This window comes from Helicobacter jaachi (assembly GCF_000763135.2).
GTDB classification, from domain to species: Bacteria; Campylobacterota; Campylobacteria; order Campylobacterales; family Helicobacteraceae; genus Helicobacter_C; species Helicobacter_C jaachi.
Genome location: NZ_JRPR02000001.1, coordinates 630880 through 649413 on the forward strand (window position 1 = coordinate 630880; position 18534 = coordinate 649413).

Consider the following 18534-nt stretch of genomic DNA (forward strand, 5'->3'; position numbering starts at 1 on the left):
TGTAGCAATTTTATTTTCTTGTTGTGGGCGTATCATGCACGATTGTCACTTCGCCTTTAATATCGCTAAGTATCGCACACGCCGCCTCTGTCGCACTACCAATCGCAGCGCCCACCATCGTAGTCACGCCACTTGCAAGCCCCGCCACATACACGCCATCTTTTACCTTTTGCCTGCCGCTCCACTCTAGGCGGATTTTGTTTGGCTTATTCATTAGATTATGCGGCTTTACGATGTCGCCAAAGCCCTTGATATTAAAATGCCCAGCGCCAGTAGCCAGCACGACATAGTCACTCTTAAAATCAATGCCGCTGCCTTTGGTATGCAGACTGCCCTTTTGGCCGCTAATCTCCTCTACCACGCCATCAAGATACTTCACATGCAAAAGCGAATCAATTTGCTTTTTAGTATGCTCGATAATCTCCTTATACTCCACGCCACGCGGGAACATCGCCACATTGTAAATCGCCACATTTTTCAAATCCGCCTTGCCCTCATCAATGATTGTGATGTCAAAGTCAAGCTCACTGCCTTTCGCCGACGCCAAGACAAGCGCAGCTGTAAGCCCCGCAATACTACCACCTACGATAACAACTGATTTTTTCATACTTTATCCTTTTAAGTCAAAATTAAAATGGATTAGATTCTAGCAAGGATAGATAAATCAAAGAAAAACTCAAGATTTATATGCCAAGTGCGCCATTAAAGTCATTTTCGACTTTGAGTGCATCTAGCGCACCAGCTATCATACCGCGGTGGTGTGTGGCGTGATTGAACGCTGCCCATACAAATTGATAGAGTGGCTTAGTCATACTCGCCCAAGGAAAATCAAAGGTTTTAGTAGGGCTAAAGTCTGCTATAGCACTCACTACATTGATAATATACTCATCAAGCTCGCCACGCGCTGAAAAAAGATTGTTGAGATTTTCTGTTATTTCTGGCTTTAGCTTAAAGGGCTGCTCGAGCATAGCCTCGATTTTACTTTCACTTTGAATATGCGTAGTGCAAAGCGGGGCAAAGTAGTTTTTGAAAAACAAAATATCGCCAGTGGTGTAATGCACGATAGTGCCGGCAATAGATTTATCGTGCAAGCCTACATCTTTAAATAAAATATCCTCATCTAACCTATCAAGCACGCTTATCATTTGCGCATTTGCTGTTTTATTATAATGGCTCATAAGCTCAAACAACGCTTTCATTTTCGCTCCTTTTTTGTTGAAATTGAGCTATTATTGTAGCACTAAAATGATTTGTCTTAAAGAATATCAAAAGAATGTTAAAGGGGGGAGACTATGGATTTTACACTAGCGTTTGAGGGCTTTGATATAGGCGCTGGGGCTATGGTGTTTTTGGCGTGTGCGGCGTTTGTGGCGGGCTTTATAGATTCTATAGCAGGGGGCGGAGGTATGATTACTATCCCTGCATTGCTTTTTGTGGGCATACCGCCCTTGCACGCGCTTGGGACAAATAAGCTGCAAAGCACTTTTGGGAGCTTTAGCGCGAGCGTTACATTCTATAAAAGAGGCTATATCACTTTAAGGGCGCATTTACCTTATGTGATAGTTGTGTTTGCTAGCTCTATACTTGGCACACTCTGCGTGCAGGCTTTTAGCGCGGATTTCTTGCGCAAGGGTATTCCTTTTTTGCTTATCATTTTTGCCTGCTATTTTCTTTTTTCGCCAAAGGTGAGTGAGAGAGCCTCCCACGCGCTTATAGGGAGTTTTGCTTTAGGCTGTGTGCTTGGCGGTATTGGCTTTTATGATGGGTTTTTTGGTCCGGGGACTGGCTCATTTTTTATGCTGGCTATGATGGTGCTAGGTGGATTTGGCTTGTTAGAAGCGCTTGCTTATGCAAAATTATTTAATTTTGCAACTAATCTCGCATCGGTTATTATGTTTGCCTATGGGGGAAAAATACTATGGGGAGTAGGGCTAACTATGGCATTTGGGCAGTTTGTGGGCGCGCATTTAGGCTCACGCGTGGCTATGGGATATGGGGTGAGGGTTATTAAGCCATTAGTGGTGTGCGTATCGCTTGCTGCGTGCGCATATCTCTTATGCAAGGAATATGTTAATTCACTTTGATTTCACCTTATTATTATAGAATCCTTAAGTTTTTAGATTTTAAGCAAGATTAAGGAGTTTGTATGAAGTATTTGGGCGTAAAGGTTTGTGTAATAGCGGCGTTATTTTGTGGCGTGGGCGTGAATGCAGCGGATTTTAGTAAAAAAAGTGATGATGATTTGGTCAAACTCTCTGGCGTGGTAAAAGTAGAGGAGTTTGTGGATTATGAACTCGAAGTAGCAAAGCGCTTAAAAGCAAAGAGTGAGAAAGACGCGCAAGCATTTAAAGAAAAGCTTAAAACTCAATTTGAAAAAGCGACAGAAAATCTCACCGTAAAGCAGCTTAGAGAGTATAGAAAAGCCACGCGTGAAGCCATGCAAAAGCATATTGAGAAAATGAGCGCTAAAGAGCTAAAAGAGAGTGGATTGCATGCTAGAGGTTGCAAGGACTGCAAAAAAGACAAGGAGGGCAAAGATAAAGAGAAATCTTGCCAATGCGGCAGCCATAAAGATGCCAAAAAATAGTGCAGATTCTATAAAAGTAGATTCTATACATTAAAGGCATAAGCTGTGCTAGGGGAAAAGTATGTCGGCAAAAATTTTATTGCTTGAAGATGACTTCGTGCTATCTGAAATCCTGCTAGAATTTTTGCAGGAGCAAGGATATAGCGTGCGGCTTTGCGATAATGCACAAGATGCGTTAGAATGCGCGTATGAGCAGCATTTTGATTTGTGGGTGCTAGATGTGAAAGTGCCGCAAGGCAGCGGATTTGATGTATTAAAGCAGCTCAGGGCGTATGGCAGGGAAACGCCTGCGATTTTTATCACTTCACTTGATAGGATTGATGATTTGCAAGATGGCTATCAAGCGGGCTGTGATGATTATCTCAAAAAACCCTTTGAGCTTTTAGAATTACAATATCGCATAAGCACGCTGCTTAAACGTTCTTTTTCGCACACTTCTAATGATTGTATTTTGCTGCATAATGGCTTGCGATTTGGGATTGTAAGCCAGCTGCTGTATGATAAAAATGGCACGGTTATCCCCTTAACGCAAAAAGAAATTTTGCTTTTGTCACTTTTGCTGCAGCACAGGGGGAGCTATGTCTCTCAAGAGATGATTTTTAGCACGCTATGGGCGTATGAGCAAGAGCCAAGCGAGATGAGCCTGCGCGCGTATGTGAAAAATCTGCGCAAGATTTTGGGTAAAGATAGCATTTTAAACCAGCGCGGGCGTGGGTATTGCTACATCGAGGATACAAAGACAGATTATGCGTGATAATACAAAGCGGGCAATTATTCAGATTCTATGTTTGTATCTTGGCACGACGGGCATATTTTTAGCGGTGCTATTTTTTTCACTTTATGCTAAAGAGGAGCGCTATCTCATCTCGCAGCAGTTTCATAGCTTGCGCGAAAAGAGTGTGGAGATTTATGAAATTTTATATGGCGATGAGACAGATTCTAAGCTTATACATAAACAGCTTGAGGAATACATTACCATGCCTGTGGCTATTTATGACAAAAAGGGACAAATTTTTTTTGATACCCTGCACACGCCGCTTACGCCTAAGGAGTATAAAGAGGGCTTTGCTAAAAGGGGCAATAAGGTTATCCTTGAGATAAATCCCTACAAATATCGCAAAATGCGCCATAAAATTTTTATCCAAGATGATTCGCTAGATGGTAAGATTGTACTTGTGCGTTTAAAAATGATAGCGTATTTTATCCTTTCACTAGCCCTTGCTACGATTGTGGCGTATTTTTTAGTGCGACTTTTTTTAAAACCATTGCAAGAAAAGATTAATTCGCTTAATGCGTTTATTAAAGATTCTACGCATGAGATTAATACGCCCCTTAGCATTATTCTTATGAGCATTGAGACATTGAGTGTAAAAAATTTAAGTTCTGTGCAGATTCAAAAAATAGAGCGCATTAAGCTTGCCTCAAAGAGTTTAAGCCATTTATATAAGGATTTAGTGGCGTATAATTTTCCGCATAGTATTAGCAATAAAGATGAGAATCTAGCCCTTGATGTGCTATTAAAAGAGCGTTTAGAGTATTTTGCGCCATTTTTTGAGCAAAAATCTATCCAAATACATAGTGACATTCAGCCAAGTAGCATTGTAGCAAGCGTTGAAAAAATGAGCTGTGTGGTGGATAATCTTTTAAATAATGCCATTAAATATAATAAAAAAGGTGGCAAAATAGAAGTGATATTAGCAGAGGGCAGGCTCGTAGTGGGCGATAGCGGCTGCGGTATGAGCAAAGAGGAGATAGATAGAATCTTTGAGCGATATGTGCGCTGCAATGAGTTTCAAGGTGGCTTTGGCATAGGGCTAACGCTTATTAAGCGCATTTGCGATGAGTATCATATAAAAATTATTGTCCAAAGCACGCCAGGGCAGGGCAGCATATTCACACTTTTATGGGATACGCATAAAAAATCATAGTCAAATCACATTTTAAATAAAAACAAAGTAAGCTTGCATGTAATTTTACGCGTTTTTAAAGCAGTATCAAGGAGCGTTTATGCAAGAGCCTATTATTATGATTGAAAAAATTGTGCTTTCATCTATTTTTTTCTCTCCTGAAAAGTTTGAGGAAATTTCTGCGGAATTAAAGCCTGATGATTTTATCTATCCCGCGCATAGGGATATTTTTGAAATGTGCATATTTTTAAGCAAAAATAATTTGCCACTAGATTCTGAATTGCTGCTGGCTAAAAAGCCGCCAAATAAGAAAATCACGCAAGAAGAGTTGCTAGAGATTTTAGCCATTAATCCTATTGCCAATATTGAGGCATATATGAGCGAGATTAAGGAGGCGAGCATTAAGCGCGAGCTGTGCTCTTTGGCAAATTTTTTGCGTGAAAAATCGCTTGATAATAATCAAAATGTAGAGGAGATTATCGATGATGTGGGGCGCAGGCTCAATGATGTAGCACTAGGCAAGGCTCAAGATAATATTTATGATGCGCAAGAAGTGATTGTTGGCGTCTTAGAGCATTTGCAGGAGTTAAAAAATCGTGGCAATCGCGTTGTAGTTGGGCTTGATACAGGATTTAGAAAGCTTAATCGCCTCACTACAGGATTTAATAAAGGAGATTTAATTATTGTGGGTGCGCGCCCATCGATGGGCAAAACTACCTTTGTGCTAAACCTTGCCCAAACGATTTTAGATTCTAAGCAAGGTGTGGTTATCTTTAGCCTTGAGATGCCCTATTTGCAGCTAGGTATGAGAATGCTAAGCGCTAAGGCTTCTATCCCATTACAGAATCTACGCACAGGGAATTTGACCAACAATGAGCTAACCGATTTAAGTGCGATAACTAATCAAATGCAGGCGTGGGATTTGCACATTGTGGATACTTCAACATTAAGCATTGCGCAGCTAAAAGGGCGGCTAAGACGCCTAAAAAGGCAGCATCCACAGATTAGTATGGCAATTATTGATTATTTGCAGCTTATGAGCGGGGGAAAAAATGAAATAGGCAAGCAAGCAGAGATTTCTGAAATTTCGCGCGGGCTTAAGATGTTAGCGCGTGAATTAGAAATGCCAATAGTTGCGCTCTCTCAACTTAATCGCCTTGTAGAAACGCGCGATGATAAGCGTCCTATTTTGTCGGATTTGCGAGATTCTGGAGCGATTGAGCAAGATGCTGATGTGATTTTATTTTTATATCGCGATGATGTGTATGCGCGGCGTGCGGACAAAGAGCGATATGCAAGGCTTAAAAAAGAGGGGAAGGAGAAAGACTTTAAGCCAGAGCATCAAGAGCGCGAGATTGAGCCAGCAGAGATTATTATTGCTAAAAATCGTAATGGCGAGATTGGCAGCGTTGATGTGCAGTTTAATAAGCGTTACACGCGCTTTGAGGATAAGCCAGATGAGCAAAGCCGCGATATGAGCGAAACGCGCATTGATGGAGAGGTATTTATGCAAGAGCTACAAGAGATAGATAAGCCTCAAGTTGATGTGCCTATTTTTTAATATCAGTGCAAGATTCTATAAAGATTACTCAATCGCCCTTTGAAGTGGAGCTTTTTAGCACAAAAAAGCAATGGCTCATCTTTTTATGCGTGTGTATTTTGCTTTTTGTATGGAATATGTGGCAAGAGTATAGGCAATATAGAATCTACACCGCCCCGCAAGAGACACAAGAGATTTATGCACAAGTCATCGCGCAATACACAAAGGCAAAAAATGGCAAACATTATGAAGTCTTAAAGCTAAAAACTAAAGATGGGCAAATGCTCTACACAACGAGTAGAGAGGATATTCAAAATATATTATATCGCTTTGTTAGAGTGTATGGCAAAAGGCTTGAATGTAGCTTTGTGCAGTATTTGCAAAGCTGCTTTTTTATGGCTTATTATGTAGCGCTAGATGCAAAGCGCGATTATCGTGATAATATAAGGGCGTGGATAGATATGCAGCATACAGAGCCTCTGATTGCTTCACTTTATAAAACGCTTTTTATAGCAGATTTTCTTCCGCAGGTATGGCGCGATTTAAGCAATAAACTAGGGATTGCGCATTTAATTGCTATTAGCGGATTTCATTTAGGGATTTTAAGCTTTGTCATAGGCGGCTTTTTAAGCCTTGTGTATAGAATCTGCCACCCTTATGTGAGCTATCGCAATAAATATTTTGACATTGGCATTATAGTGCTTGTGTGTATGTTTATGTATTTGCTTGTGCTTGATTTTTCGCCCTCGTTTTTGCGCTCTTTTGTTATGGCGATGTGCGGGTTTTTTATCGTGTATAGTGGGGTTAAGCTTCTATCTTTTAGGTTACTTTTTGTCGTGGTGTGCGTGTGCATAGCATTTTTTCCGCGCCTTATTTTTAGCGTGGGTTTTATTTTGTCTGTAAGCGGCGTGTTTTTCATCTATCTTTTTATGCGCTATTTTCATGCGGTAAAAAGTGCTTTTGCTAAGTTTGTGGGTATCCCTATACTTTTTAATGTGCTTATTTTTATTGATATTTTGCCGCTGGTGCATTGGTTTTTCCCTTATTTTACGCCTTTGTGCGTGCTGTGCATTCCTTTAAGTCTGCTTTTTGTGGTATTTTTCCCTACGATGCTTGTCGCTCATAGCGTTGGTGTGGGATTTTTGTGCGATAAATTTTTAGCGTGGGCTATGCAATTGCATATTGTCTCTATTGATTTTTACACGCCTTGGTGGCTTTTGGGTATATTTCTTGTGCTATGTGCGCTCTCTATGCGTTATAAAGTAGCATATTATGCGCTGCATTGTGTGGGATTTGGCTTATTTGGCTTTTTATCATGGCGATTTTATGCGTCTAATTTATGGTGAGTAAGGCTAAAATAAATATGCTTTTGTTTGCCTAGTTGATGATGTGAAAGATTTAAAAACGCGCTATGCCCAACGGCTAAAAAAATCGCATCAAATGCGCTATCCGGCAGGCTTTCAAGCAGTGAAATGCCATAGGTTTCTTGCACATTTTGCTTCTCTGCTATGGGGTCATAAATGCACACTTTTGCGCCATATTCTTCAAGCTCATTTTTTACAAGTGGGACTTTGGAATTACGAATATCAGGGCAATCTTGCTTAAAAGTAATGCCAAGTATGAGAATGCGGCTTGATAGAATCTCAATTTGCGCTTTAATCATAAGCTTAATGATTTTTTGTGCGATGAAATGAGGCATAGTATCATTGATAAGCCGCCCAGAGCTTATAACCTGCGGATAGTAACCAATACTATTCATTTTATGCGTGAGATAATAGGGGTCTATGCTTATGCAATGCCCTCCCACCAAGCCGGGCGTAAAAGGGAGAAAATTCCATTTTGTTTTTGCCGCCTCAAGCACCTCTAGCGCGTCAATTTCTAAATAATCGCAAATAATGCACATCTCATTCACAAAGGCGATATTTAAATCGCGTTGGGCATTTTCTATAATTTTTACCATTTCAGCAGTTTTGATTGATGAGACGCAATGCGTGCCAGCGGGGATAATAGAGGCATATAGAGAATCTACAAAGCCAGCAGCCTCCGGCGTAGAAGCAGAGGTGATTTTGCAAATATTTTCAAGCGTGTGTATTTTATCGCTAGGATTTATGCGTTCAGGTGAGTAGCCAAGGTAAAAATCTGCATTAAGCTGCAGCGATGAGGTGCATTCAAGCATATGTTTGCATTCATTTTCTGTGCAGGTGGGGTAGGTGGTTGATTCATAAATCACTACATTGCCTTTTTGCAGCACTTTGCCCACTAGCTCGCTTGCATAAAGTAGTGGTGATAAATCAGGCACCTTATACGCATCAATGGGTGTGGGCACGCAAATGATATATACATTAGCTTGCGCGATTTGATTGAGATTGGCGCAAAATTGCACGCTAGATTCTATAATTTGCTTTGTTTCTACCTGCGCGGTGGTGTCAATGCCTTGTTGCAATTGCTCTAAGCGCTTTGTGTTTGTATCAAAGCCAAAAGTAGGGTAGCGCTTGCTAAAAGCTAGAGCAAGCGGCAAGCCCACATAGCCCAAGCCAATAACCGCCACGCGCGTAGATTCTAAAGTAGGAAGTGGCACATTCATATTGATACTTTCTGCAATGTATCGCCGCATAGGCGGTAAATACTTTTATCATAGCTATCATGGGCTAAATTATTTTCATCAAAAATAAGCCTCTCTCCTGCTTTATCTACCCAGCCAATTTGGCGCGCGGGATTACCCACATAGAGCGCAAAGCTAGGAATGTCTTTAGTTACCACGCTGCCAGCACCTATAAGCGCGTATTCTCCAATCTCTACGCCGCATACAATGGTCGCATTTGCACCAATGGAGGCGCCATTTTTGATGATAGTTGGGCGAAATTCATCTTTGCGCGAGATAAATGCGCGCGGATTTAGCACATTAGTAAAAACAACGCTTGGTCCCAAAAACACATCATCATAGATTCTCACACCCTCATAAATGCTAATATTATTTTGTGCCTTTACATTATTGCCAATGCTAACATTTGCGCCAATCATACAATTTTGACCAAAGGAGCAGTTCTGCCCAATCACACTGCCGCTTAAGATATGACAAAAATGCCATATCTTGCTCCCCGCTCCAATGCTTACATTTTCATCAATAATGCTTGTGGGGTGGATAAAATATGACATTTATGCCTCTATATTGAGCGGGTGATAATCGCCCTTAAGCCCAATAGGCTCGCTATGGCGGATATTGTGTATAAGCCTAATAGCGTCTTTAGATTCTGTGCAATTAAAGCCCTTGCCACATAGAATCTGCTCATAACTTTTTGTGTGCAAGTCATTAAAACCCTCACTAAATGCAAATTCTTCTCCCTCTAAGCTCAAGGCGCGATAGACTTTTTTTTGCTCACTTTTGCAAAAGTGTGGCAAAAAGGCTTCATTAATGGATAAAAACCAGCGCACTCTAGCATGCTCTAAGCATAATAAGCCGCTTGCTGTGTGTTCATTACGAATATGCACGATACTTTCTTTTGGCTTGCCAAAAATCCACAAGAGCATATCAAAAAAATGCACGCCAATATTAGTTGCCACACCTCCGCTTTTGCTCTCATCGCCTTTCCATGATTGAAAATACCACCTCCCGCGCGATGTGATGTAGCTTAAATCAACATTAAATACTTTTTGAGAATCTTGCCGCAAAAGGGCATCGATGTGATTTTTGAGCGCAATGATACTGCTGTGCAGGCGTAATTGCAAAATCGTATAGATAGTGTATCCGCTTTCTTTTTGCGCCTCTATGAGTGCGTCTAGATTCCAAGGATTAAGCACGATTGGCTTTTCACAAATGGCACAAGATTGATTGCGTAGTGCTAAGCGGATATGCGTGTCATGCAGGTAGTTTGGCGAACAAATGCTTATAAAATCAAGAGGAGCTTTATGGCGCTTGCGTTTATCAAGATAGCGCTCAAAGCGTTCAGATTCTGTAAAAAAATGCGCTTGTGGAAAATAGCTATCCAAAATCCCAACTGAATCATGCACATCAATGGCGCAGAGTAAATCGCCATTATTTTGCTTGATGGCCTGGAGATGTCTAGGGGCGACAAAGCCGCCCACACCGATTAATCCAAAAGTTTTATGCAAAACTTCCATATAAAAATCATTTTACCTCAAAATGCACAGGGTCGGATACTATGGTTTTAAAATTTGGTAAATCTCTACTAGCTTCTGTGCGAGAATTGTAAGGACCGATGAGATACTTAGTCGTAGGTTGCCCATTTGATGTGCCTGCATACACGCGGTAGCTATAGTTGCTTATTTTTTTCAAAAACTCTTCACTTGGCTTATTAGCAAATGAGCCTACCTGCACATAGAATCCTTTCTCTGCCACCTGCCCATTTTTAGAAGTATCCATACGAGGAGCGGGGACATTCTCAAAAATATCGCTTATATTGTTTGTATTATTTTGTGCTACTTGAGCGGGCTTATTTGGAGTTTGGGCATTTTGAGCTGGCTTTGGATTCTGTGCGCTCTGTGTTGCTTGCGCACTTTGTTTTGGCTCTGCTTTTTTAGCCTCTTTAGAATCTGGCTTTGCTTCAGTTTTGGGCTTTGCGGGTAAAACTGGCTGATTTGGCTGGCTAGCTGGCTTTGGCTCTGCTTTTTTAGCCTCTTTAGAATCTGGCTTTGGATTCTGCGCGCTTTGTGCAGGTTGTGCTGGCTGGATAGGCTGTGTAGGCTGGGTATTTTGCGCTAGATTCTGTGAAGATTGATTTTGCGCTTGATTTTGAGGGTCGCGGCTGCGAATATCATCAAGAATGCGCTGGAATGGGTCTTCACTAGTTTCATTGCCGCTAAGTGGCACATTGACAAAATCATTATTTTGTTTATTAGATTCTATAGGTGTTAAGCCATTATTTGCCGCTGCTTGGCGCTCTCCTAACTCTTCTTCATCGCGCGTGATAACAAACACCACAGCAATAAGAATGCACAAAAACACCAACGCCATAGCCACCATCATCATAAGCTTTTTGGTGCGGTTTTGTTTTTGCAAGTCATCATCATTAATCAAAATATCGTTGAGTTCTCGCTTTGTATCCATATCTTACTCCTTTATATTTGGTTACATATATCTTGCCCACGACGCGCCGCGCTCTTTTGCATACACATCGTAGGGCAAGGCTAGTATATTAAAATTGGCTGGAAGCTCATCATTTGGGAATACTCTCCATTCTTTTGGGCAATGCTGGGCTAACTTCATGGAGAGCATTTTGACTAAGCGCTTGCCCTCATTTATCTCCGTATGCCCTTTATGCACATACAAATGCAGATGTCCGGGCGTTTTAGAGCAAAACGCTGTGAAGTTTAAAAACCCCTCATCGCGCAGAAGTAACTGCGCGCGGTGATAGAATCTTTCAGGATTTCGTCCATTGTAATCAAAGACAATATTTTCTACCTTTGTGCCTTTGCTAAGTAGCAAAGAATGCGCGATGGCTATTTCCTTGCGAAAGTGCTTATTGATAAGGGTAGAAGTAAGCATTGCATCAACTCTCTCATATTTATCATAGAGAATCCTCCCCATATGATTTACTTTTGTCCCCAGCCCGCTAATACGCTGATAGTAGTGCGATGTATCCATCTTAATCAGCTTGAGGTCCATTTCTGTCACGACTTACCCCCTAATATATTGGTCGCTCATAGATTCTAAAATCTTTAGCAAAATCTTTAATTTGTGATTTAATTTTGGCTTGCAAGTCAGTATTGTTAATATCATCAAGTATATCCGCTATGCGTCCCCCAATCCACTCAAACTCCTTTTCTTTCATACCGCGCGAAGTAAGCGCAGGCGAGCCAATGCGAATCCCGCTTGTAACAAAGGGCGAGCGTGTCTCACCTGGAACGGTATTTTTATTTACCGTAATGCCTGCATTCCCAAGTGCTAAATCCGCATCTTTGCCGCTAAAATCATTATGCAGAAAGCTCATAAGCACAAGGTGATTATCACTCCCACCGCTCACAAGGTTGTAGCCTCGCTTTACAAGCACTTTGGCAAGGGTTTGGATATTAGCTTTAATTTGTTTGGCATAATCTTTCCACTCTGGTTTAAGATTTTCTTTAAAACCAATCGCCTTGCCTGCGATAACATGCATAAGCGGACCGCCTTGAATGCCGGGGAACACAGCCTTATTGATTTTAGTAGCAAGCTCCTCATCGTTACTAAGAATAATACCCCCTCTAGGCCCTCTCAAAGTCTTGTGTGTAGTGGTGGTAACAATATGGCAATGTGGGAAAGGATTAGGATACTCGCCTGCGACTACAAGTCCTGCCACATGAGCGATATCACCCATAAGATAAGCCCCTACAGAATCTGCAATCTCGCGCAATCTCTTAAAATCAAGCTCACGCGTATAGGCTGAAAAGCCGCACACTAGCACATTTGGCTTTACAACTTGGGCTTGGAGGGCAAGTTTATCATAATCAATGCGCCCATCAAGCTCCACGCCATAGAAAAAGCTTTGATACAACTGCCCTGATGTGCTTACCTTTGCCCCATGTGTGAGATGCCCGCCATGGCTTAAATCCATACCTAAAATTTTATCATAAGGCTTTAAGATAGCCGCATACACTGCTGCATTAGCTTGTGAGCCTGAATGCGGCTGCACATTGGCAAACTGCGCACCAAAGAGCTTTTTGGCGCGATTAATAGCAATCTCCTCTATTTTATCCACAAATTCACAGCCGCCATAATAGCGCCTGAATGGATAGCCCTCCGCATATTTATTTGTCAAAATGCTGCCCATAGCTTCCATCACGCTTGGAAAAGTAAAGTTTTCGCTAGCAATCATCTCCAAATGGTCATTTTGTCGCTCAAGCTCTTTTACTATAAGCTCAAATATTTCATAATCTCGCTCTTTCATCGCGTAATCCATTACTTCTCCTTGTGTGTTTGTGGTGAGTCTTGAGCGGCCATTATATCAAAATTTGGCTTAGTTGGCTTTAATGCAGGGAATAAAATTACATCTTTAATCGTTTTTGCATCACTTAAGAGCATAATTAAGCGGTCAATCCCTATGCCTTCCCCCGCAGTGGGCGGCATTCCATACGCTAATGCCCATACATAATCTTCGTCCATATATTGTGCTTCTAAATCGCCCTTTTCTTTCTCCGCTACTTGGGCTTTAAATCGCTCTAGCTGGTCTAGCGGGTCATTTAGTTCGCTAAAGCCATTAGCAATTTCTTTCCCTCCGATAAAAAGCTCAAATCTATCTGCAATGTCTGGATTCTCATCATTGCGCCTAGCTAATGGGCTAATCTCAATGGGATATTGTGTGATAAAGGTGGGATTAATAAGCTTACTCTCTACAAATTCATCAAAGGCTTGTGCTAAAAGCTTGCCATAGCTTAGGGCATTTTCTACTTTTATGTGCTTACTTTCAAGGAATGCAAGGAGTTTATCCTTATCTTTTACAATGTCTTTATCTAATCCGCCAATTTGCACAAGCGCATCTGTAAAGCTTAGAATCTGCCATTTGCTAAAATCAATTTGCATATCATTAAAGTTTAGAATCTGCGGTAAATGCAAGCTTTCAAGTAGATAAGCAAAAAGTTCTTTGGTGAGTGTGATTAAATCTTCATAAGTCTTATACGCCCAATAAAATTCAATCATACTAAATTCAGGATTATGCGAGTGGTCCATGCCCTCATTGCGAAAATTGCGATTAAGCTCAAAAATAGCCTCAAATCCACCCACAATCAGCCGCTTAAGATACAGCTCTGGAGCAATGCGCAAATACCGCTGTACATTAAGCGCATTATGGTGTGTGATAAATGGGCGCGCATTTGCTCCACCCGGAATGGGGTGCAGCATAGGCGTCTCCACCTCCAAAAAGCCCTTTTGCTCAAAAAAACGGCGCACACAGGCAATAATTTGAGAGCGGAGTTTAAAGGTTTCTTTGACTTTTTCATTTACGATTAAATCCACATAGCGTTGGCGATAGCGCAGTTCAACATCACTTAGCCCATGAAATTTTTCAGGCAGTGGCACAATGGATTTAGTAAGAATGCTAAAATGTAGTGCGTGAATGCTTAACTCGCCCGTTTTAGTCACAAAGGCATATCCGCTTACATTAACAATATCCCCCACTTCAAGGATTTTTTTAATGTATGCAAAATCCTCGCTTACATCATTTTTGGAAATATATGCTTGGAGTGTGGCGCTCTCATCTTGGATTTTAATAAAGCACGCTTTGCCCATAAGGCGGATAAAGCGCACGCGCCCGGTGATAGATTCTATAACTCGCTCATTTTGCGCAGGCTCACTTTCTTGCGGGAGGGATTTTAGATGCTCATATTTATGCAAAAAATTTTTATTGCTTATGGTGCGTTTTATGGCGTTCGTGTAGGGATTAAGCCCCTCTTGGCGCATAAGCTCCATTTTTTTAATGCGTTGCTGGATATAAAAGTTTGAAAACATTAGCCTACCTCTATTGTGGAGATTGTGAAGTGTGAGAATCTGGAGCTAGATTCTGTGTTGGCTCACCTAAAGTGTTATTAAGCCCATCTTGTAGCTCATTATTATTTAGAATCTGCGTGCCTAGCGTGTTTAGATTTTCTTGCGCTTCTTGGACTTGCTGCAGGTTCATAATGCGCACAGCAAGGCTTTTCATCAAAGGAAATATGGAGCTATTTTGCTCGATATTTTGCGAGAAATTTTTAAGCCAGCCAATTTGTGAGATACCAAAAACGATAATAGAAATGAGCAAAAATGATTTACAGAATCCAAAAAGTAAGCCCAAAGCACTATCAACCACTGCTAAAGGCGTGAATTTCACCATACGAAAAACAATCTCTCCAATAAACAGACACAAAGCCCAAATGAGTGTGATGAGAATAAGAAAGCCCACCAGCGCATTAAGCTCCAAAGAGCCTAAATCATAAATGCTGCGCGCAAACCACTCACCGACATTATTATAGAATCTAGAGGCAAAAAATATACCTAGCAAAATGCCTAAAAAACTTGCCAAGCCGCGTATAATGCCCTGCCAAATGCCTTTTATGGAAAGTAAAAGTAGTAAGACTAAAATACCAATATCAATATAGCTTAGTTTGTCCATTTGTATCCTTTTAAGATATGTGGTAAAAATGCAAGCTTTTAAAAGTCGATATATTAAACGATTTTGCGTTATTTTACAATAGTTTTAGCTTATTTTTTGGTAAGGTATTTTACAATCACGCGTTTTTAGCCTTAAAAATTTATTATTTTCATTAACGGGGTTGATAGCAGGCTTAGGGATTGATAAAAATGGGGTGAAAATGAATTTTTTACACGCATTAAGCAGACAGATTAAAAATTTTAGCGAGCTTGTCGCGTTTGAACATACGATTTTTTCAAGCAGTTTTATTCTTATTGCCATGGTGGTAGCTAGTATGCAAAAGCAAGGCAGCGTGTGGTGCGGCTGGGAGACATTAGCGCTTTGCGCGTTGGCTTTGGTGAGTGCTAGAAATTTTGCTATGGGCTTTAATCGCTTGAAAGATAGGGACATTGACAAGGCTAATGCACGCACAAATACTCGCCCAAGCGTTGATGGGCGCATTAGCCTTGCGGCTTTAGTTATGTTTAATGTGTGTAACGCGCTAGCCTTTGTGCTTGTGTCCTATCTTATTAATAGCCTTGCATTTTATTTGAGCGTGCCATTTTTATTGATTTTAGCACTATATTCTTATATGAAGCGCTTTAGCGCACTTGCGCATTGGGTGCTTGGCGTGTGTTTGGGGCTAGCTCCATTGGCTGGAGTGATTGCCATTATGGGAGAGATTACGCTATGGAGTGTGCTTTTATCTATTGGAGTGCTATTTTGGGTAGCGGGCTTTGATTTACTTTACTCATTGCAGGATATGGAGTTTGATAAGCGCAATAATTTGCACTCTATCCCGGCGTATTTTGGGGTAAATGCGACATTGTGGATTTCGCGTTTGTGCCATATTGCGGCGGTGGGATTTTGGGTAGCTTTTGTAGATGTGGCAAATTTAGGCTTCCTTGCATGGCTAGGCGTTATATTATCAGCCTTTATGCTCTGCTATGAGCAATATTTAGTAAAAATACATCTTAAACATATCCCCAAAGCATTTTTTGTAACTAATGGCTATTTGGGCATTATGTTTTTTGCGTGCGTTTTGCTAGATTCTATAAAGGCGATGTATGGATATTAAACAGATTTTGCAAGCGCATAATATTCATACACGCATTGTGCCAGCAGAATTGCAAGTGAGCTTTTCTATGCTTACTGCAGCCAATGAGCCTGTATTTAAAAAAGAATATGTCTCACTCTCCCAGCACCGCTATGGCTCAATCACGCAATGGCTTAATAAAAATAAATCCAAAAATCGCACAGAAGATACCGATGAAGTGCTGCTAGAATTGCTTGTAGAGCTGTATCAAAAGGTAGAAAATATCGAGCAAATCCTCTATAATCGCGCTAAGCAGTATGTGCCGCTAGAGCATGAATGTATCGCAGATTCTATAGGGCATAGTGTGATTTGTGTGCCAAGCACGGCTTTTACAGAGGGGCAGAAATATTATTTGCGCGTATTTTTGCCTGTGTTTCCGCAGCGCTATATTGGTATTTTTGCGCGCGCTATTGATGCGCAAATAGTGGTTTTTGAGCATATTCATCAAAGCGATATGGAGGATTTTGATAGTTTTGTGGCACAAATGGAGCGTTCAATGATTTTAGATTCTAAAAGTTTGCCAAAGGAGTAGATATGTTTGGTATTTCAATGAGCAGCATGGGTATGATATTTTCGCTTATTTCCATAGGTATTGTGTGCTTGATTGCCTTTTTTAGCTATACGCGCAATTTGGATTTATTAAAGCGTATTAGGCGTTTTGAAAAGGGTGTAGAGGATATTAACAGCGAGATTTTTAAGATTCATAAATGGATAAAGGATAGTGAGCTTGAAAATCAGCTTAGCTCCACCGCCCTTAATACCAAAATCAAAACAGAAAGCATAGACGCGGTAAATAATGCGCTAGTTGGCGTGTATCGGCAAGTGGAGATTTTAGAGGCAAATATGAATAAAGAGCGCGATTATGTGGAGGAAAAGCTAGTGAGCCTAGAAGAAAAAATCCGCGAATTTGGCTATTTCCCCACTTCAAGCACTAATATTGATGAAAAGCGCATCATTAGTATGTTTCGCGATGGGTGGAGCATTGATGCCATTGCTAAAGAAATGCGCTTAAGCAAAGGCGAGATTGAATTCACGCTTAAACTTGCAGATATTAAAGAATAGTTTGCAGCACATAGCTATGATATGCGCAATCAATACATAAATCAACTTAAGGAGAGGGTATGAGGAGAGTTTATGCAAAAAGGGTTGAGCTACTACAAGAATCTACAACTATCGCTATTAGCACGCTAGCTAAGGAGCTAAAAGCTAAAGGGCAAGATGTGCTTAATTTTTCTGCGGGCGAGCCTGATTTTGACACGCCAGAAGTGATTAAAGATGAAGCTATTAGGGCATTAAAGAGTGGATTTACTAAATATACGCCTGTGGCAGGTATCCCAGAGCTGCTTGATTCTATAAAGGATAAATTATCTCGCGAAAATGCCTTGCATTATGAAAGAAATGAAATTCTAGTGAGCAATGGAGCAAAACATAGCCTTTTCAACACCTTTCAAGCGCTTGTGAATAAGGGCGATGAGGTGATTATCCCAGCTCCATATTGGGTTACTTACCCAGAGCTTGTAACTTTTAGCGGTGGGAAGCCTGTAATAGTGCAAACAACGGAGATGAGTGATTTTAAAATCACACCAAAGCAGCTTAAAGATGCTATCAGCAATAAAACAAAAATATTTGTGCTAAACACTCCCTCAAATCCCACAGGTATGGTTTATACTAAAGAAGAGCTGCAGGCTCTTGCAGATGTGCTTAAAGATACAGATATTTGGGTGATAAGCGATGAAATGTATGAAAAGCTCATCTATGGTGTGAAATTCACATCAGCGGGCGCTATTAGCGAGGATATGCTACAGCGCACTATTACAATCAATGGTTTAAGCAAGGCAGTGGCGATGACAGGTTGGCGTATGGGCTATCTTGCTTGTAAGGATAAAAAGCTTGTCAAATTTATGGATAATTTGCAAAGTCAATGCACCTCAAATATCAATTCTATCACGCAAAAAGCCTCTATTGTAGCCCTAAAGGGTGAGGCAGATAGTGATATTGAGGATATGCGCAGCGCGTTTGAAGAGCGTATGCGCTTTGCAAGTGATGCGATTAATAATATACAATTTTTGAATGTGCGCCAGCCACAAGGCGCGTTTTATTTATTTATTAATATCTCCCAGCTTCCTCAATATGGCGCAGATTCTATGAAATTATGCAAAGACTTGCTCACATCGCAAGGCGTAGCGCTCGTGCCCGGTTGTGCGTTTGGAATGGAGGGCTTTGTGCGCTTATCATTTGCTTGCTCTTTGGAGCAGCTAGAAGAGGGTGTGGCGCGTATTTCACAATTTGTCAAAACGCTTTTGTGAGAG

Annotated in this window: 20 protein-coding genes; 10 read left to right on the forward strand and 10 right to left on the reverse strand. The window is 41.0% G+C overall.

The annotated features are described in order from the left end of the window. Window positions 1-10: 10 nt before the first annotated feature. Together LS71_RS03235 and LS71_RS03240 are read right to left on the reverse strand one after the other, a co-directional pair. Window positions 11-607, reverse strand: a complete 597-nt coding sequence (locus tag LS71_RS03235; protein WP_034354342.1) for an FAD-dependent oxidoreductase — start codon at window positions 605-607, stop codon at window positions 11-13. Window positions 608-683: 76 nt separating this feature from the next. Next, window positions 684-1199: a DinB family protein gene (locus tag LS71_RS03240; RefSeq protein ID WP_034354339.1), complete on the reverse strand. Its 516-nt coding sequence runs from the start codon at window positions 1197-1199 to the stop codon at window positions 684-686. 93 nt (window positions 1200-1292) lie between these two features. Between LS71_RS03240 and LS71_RS03245 the strand changes: the two genes are divergently transcribed. From LS71_RS03245 to LS71_RS03270, 6 genes are all read left to right on the forward strand, one after another. Then, a complete protein-coding gene (locus LS71_RS03245) occupies window positions 1293-2084 on the forward strand; it encodes a TSUP family transporter (RefSeq protein ID WP_052057985.1) in 792 nt (263 codons plus the stop codon). Window positions 2085-2146: 62 nt separating this feature from the next. Then, window positions 2147-2587, forward strand: coding sequence for a DUF1104 domain-containing protein (locus LS71_RS03250; RefSeq protein ID WP_052057983.1), 441 nt, complete (start codon window positions 2147-2149; stop codon window positions 2585-2587). Between the two features lie 61 nt (window positions 2588-2648). Further along, window positions 2649-3341 carry a response regulator transcription factor gene (locus LS71_RS03255; RefSeq protein ID WP_034354336.1) on the forward strand — a complete coding sequence of 231 codons (693 nt, stop codon included), beginning with the start codon at window positions 2649-2651 and terminating at the stop codon, window positions 3339-3341. After that, window positions 3334-4515 (forward strand): sensor histidine kinase, encoded by a 1182-nt coding sequence (locus LS71_RS03260; protein WP_034354333.1) that lies wholly within the window; start codon window positions 3334-3336, stop codon window positions 4513-4515. Before LS71_RS03255 ends, LS71_RS03260 begins: the two co-directional genes overlap by 8 nt. 79 nt (window positions 4516-4594) lie before the next feature. Further along, the gene (locus tag LS71_RS03265) at window positions 4595-6055 is read left to right on the forward strand and encodes a replicative DNA helicase (RefSeq protein WP_034354329.1); all 1461 of its coding nucleotides are present in this window, start codon (window positions 4595-4597) and stop codon (window positions 6053-6055) included. Between the two features lie 5 nt (window positions 6056-6060). Next, window positions 6061-7380, forward strand: coding sequence for a ComEC/Rec2 family competence protein (locus LS71_RS03270; RefSeq protein ID WP_069723506.1), 1320 nt, complete (start codon window positions 6061-6063; stop codon window positions 7378-7380). On the opposite strand, the gene LS71_RS03275 is transcribed toward LS71_RS03270, so the two are convergent. From LS71_RS03275 to LS71_RS03310, 8 genes are read right to left on the reverse strand one after another with little or no spacing between them, the layout of a single operon-like run. Continuing rightward, window positions 7359-8648, reverse strand: coding sequence for a nucleotide sugar dehydrogenase (locus LS71_RS03275; protein ID WP_238700285.1), 1290 nt, complete (start codon window positions 8646-8648; stop codon window positions 7359-7361). The genes LS71_RS03270 and LS71_RS03275 overlap by 22 nt on opposite strands. Further along, on the reverse strand, window positions 8615-9190 hold the full coding sequence (locus LS71_RS03280) for an acyltransferase (RefSeq protein ID WP_034354326.1): 576 nt from the start codon (window positions 9188-9190) through the stop codon (window positions 8615-8617). The genes LS71_RS03275 and LS71_RS03280 overlap by 34 nt, the downstream gene beginning before the upstream one ends. Continuing rightward, window positions 9191-10153: a Gfo/Idh/MocA family oxidoreductase gene (locus LS71_RS03285; protein ID WP_034354324.1), complete on the reverse strand. Its 963-nt coding sequence runs from the start codon at window positions 10151-10153 to the stop codon at window positions 9191-9193. A gap of 7 nt (window positions 10154-10160) precedes the next feature. Then, window positions 10161-11099, reverse strand: a complete 939-nt coding sequence (locus tag LS71_RS03290) for an SPOR domain-containing protein (protein ID WP_034354319.1) — start codon at window positions 11097-11099, stop codon at window positions 10161-10163. A gap of 21 nt (window positions 11100-11120) precedes the next feature. Next, window positions 11121-11666, reverse strand: a complete 546-nt coding sequence (locus LS71_RS03295) for a DUF1882 domain-containing protein (RefSeq protein WP_034354316.1) — start codon at window positions 11664-11666, stop codon at window positions 11121-11123. A 10-nt stretch (window positions 11667-11676) separates the two neighbouring features. Further along, window positions 11677-12927 carry a serine hydroxymethyltransferase gene (locus LS71_RS03300; RefSeq protein WP_034354313.1) on the reverse strand — a complete coding sequence of 417 codons (1251 nt, stop codon included), beginning with the start codon at window positions 12925-12927 and terminating at the stop codon, window positions 11677-11679. Then, window positions 12927-14471, reverse strand: coding sequence for a lysine--tRNA ligase (gene lysS / locus LS71_RS03305; protein WP_034354310.1), 1545 nt, complete (start codon window positions 14469-14471; stop codon window positions 12927-12929). Before lysS ends, LS71_RS03300 begins: the two co-directional genes overlap by 1 nt. Window positions 14472-14481: 10 nt before the next feature. Then, complete coding sequence (locus tag LS71_RS03310) at window positions 14482-15111, reverse strand: CvpA family protein (RefSeq protein WP_052057981.1); 630 nt, start codon at window positions 15109-15111, stop codon at window positions 14482-14484. Window positions 15112-15310: 199 nt separating this feature from the next. On the opposite strand from LS71_RS03310, the gene mqnP reads away from it, so the two are divergent. From mqnP to LS71_RS03330, 4 genes are read left to right on the forward strand one after another with little or no spacing between them, the layout of a single operon-like run. Then, window positions 15311-16207, forward strand: coding sequence for a menaquinone biosynthesis prenyltransferase MqnP (gene mqnP / locus LS71_RS03315; protein WP_034354307.1), 897 nt, complete (start codon window positions 15311-15313; stop codon window positions 16205-16207). After that, window positions 16197-16757 carry a hypothetical protein gene (locus LS71_RS03320; protein WP_034354306.1) on the forward strand — a complete coding sequence of 187 codons (561 nt, stop codon included), beginning with the start codon at window positions 16197-16199 and terminating at the stop codon, window positions 16755-16757. Before mqnP ends, LS71_RS03320 begins: the two co-directional genes overlap by 11 nt. Window positions 16758-16759: 2 nt before the next feature. Further along, entirely contained in the window at window positions 16760-17287 is a 528-nt protein-coding gene (locus LS71_RS03325) for a hypothetical protein (protein WP_034354303.1), read from the forward strand. Between the two features lie 59 nt (window positions 17288-17346). After that, window positions 17347-18531: a pyridoxal phosphate-dependent aminotransferase gene (locus LS71_RS03330; RefSeq protein ID WP_034354300.1), complete on the forward strand. Its 1185-nt coding sequence runs from the start codon at window positions 17347-17349 to the stop codon at window positions 18529-18531. Window positions 18532-18534 lie beyond the last annotated feature (3 nt).

What these genes read in the sequence shown, in the direction of transcription:
- LS71_RS03235 (WP_034354342.1), bottom strand. Translation starts at nt 607, where the DNA reads ATGAAAAAATCAGTTGTTATCGTAGGTGGTAGTATTGCGGGGCTTACA.
- LS71_RS03240 (WP_034354339.1), bottom strand. Translation starts at nt 1,199, where the DNA reads ATGAAAGCGTTGTTTGAGCTTATGAGCCATTATAATAAAACAGCAAAT.
- LS71_RS03245 (WP_052057985.1), top strand. Translation starts at nt 1,293, where the DNA reads ATGGATTTTACACTAGCGTTTGAGGGCTTTGATATAGGCGCTGGGGCT.
- LS71_RS03250 (WP_052057983.1), top strand. Translation starts at nt 2,147, where the DNA reads ATGAAGTATTTGGGCGTAAAGGTTTGTGTAATAGCGGCGTTATTTTGT.
- LS71_RS03255 (WP_034354336.1), top strand. Translation starts at nt 2,649, where the DNA reads ATGTCGGCAAAAATTTTATTGCTTGAAGATGACTTCGTGCTATCTGAA.
- LS71_RS03260 (WP_034354333.1), top strand. Translation starts at nt 3,334, where the DNA reads ATGCGTGATAATACAAAGCGGGCAATTATTCAGATTCTATGTTTGTAT.
- LS71_RS03265 (WP_034354329.1), top strand. Translation starts at nt 4,595, where the DNA reads ATGCAAGAGCCTATTATTATGATTGAAAAAATTGTGCTTTCATCTATT.
- LS71_RS03275 (WP_238700285.1), bottom strand. Translation starts at nt 8,648, where the DNA reads ATGCGGCGATACATTGCAGAAAGTATCAATATGAATGTGCCACTTCCT.
- LS71_RS03280 (WP_034354326.1), bottom strand. Translation starts at nt 9,190, where the DNA reads ATGTCATATTTTATCCACCCCACAAGCATTATTGATGAAAATGTAAGC.
- LS71_RS03285 (WP_034354324.1), bottom strand. Translation starts at nt 10,153, where the DNA reads ATGGAAGTTTTGCATAAAACTTTTGGATTAATCGGTGTGGGCGGCTTT.
- LS71_RS03290 (WP_034354319.1), bottom strand. Translation starts at nt 11,099, where the DNA reads ATGGATACAAAGCGAGAACTCAACGATATTTTGATTAATGATGATGAC.
- LS71_RS03300 (WP_034354313.1), bottom strand. Translation starts at nt 12,927, where the DNA reads ATGGATTACGCGATGAAAGAGCGAGATTATGAAATATTTGAGCTTATA.
- lysS (WP_034354310.1), bottom strand. Translation starts at nt 14,471, where the DNA reads ATGTTTTCAAACTTTTATATCCAGCAACGCATTAAAAAAATGGAGCTT.
- LS71_RS03310 (WP_052057981.1), bottom strand. Translation starts at nt 15,111, where the DNA reads ATGGACAAACTAAGCTATATTGATATTGGTATTTTAGTCTTACTACTT.
- mqnP (WP_034354307.1), top strand. Translation starts at nt 15,311, where the DNA reads ATGAATTTTTTACACGCATTAAGCAGACAGATTAAAAATTTTAGCGAG.
- LS71_RS03320 (WP_034354306.1), top strand. Translation starts at nt 16,197, where the DNA reads ATGGATATTAAACAGATTTTGCAAGCGCATAATATTCATACACGCATT.
- LS71_RS03325 (WP_034354303.1), top strand. Translation starts at nt 16,760, where the DNA reads ATGTTTGGTATTTCAATGAGCAGCATGGGTATGATATTTTCGCTTATT.
- LS71_RS03330 (WP_034354300.1), top strand. Translation starts at nt 17,347, where the DNA reads ATGAGGAGAGTTTATGCAAAAAGGGTTGAGCTACTACAAGAATCTACA.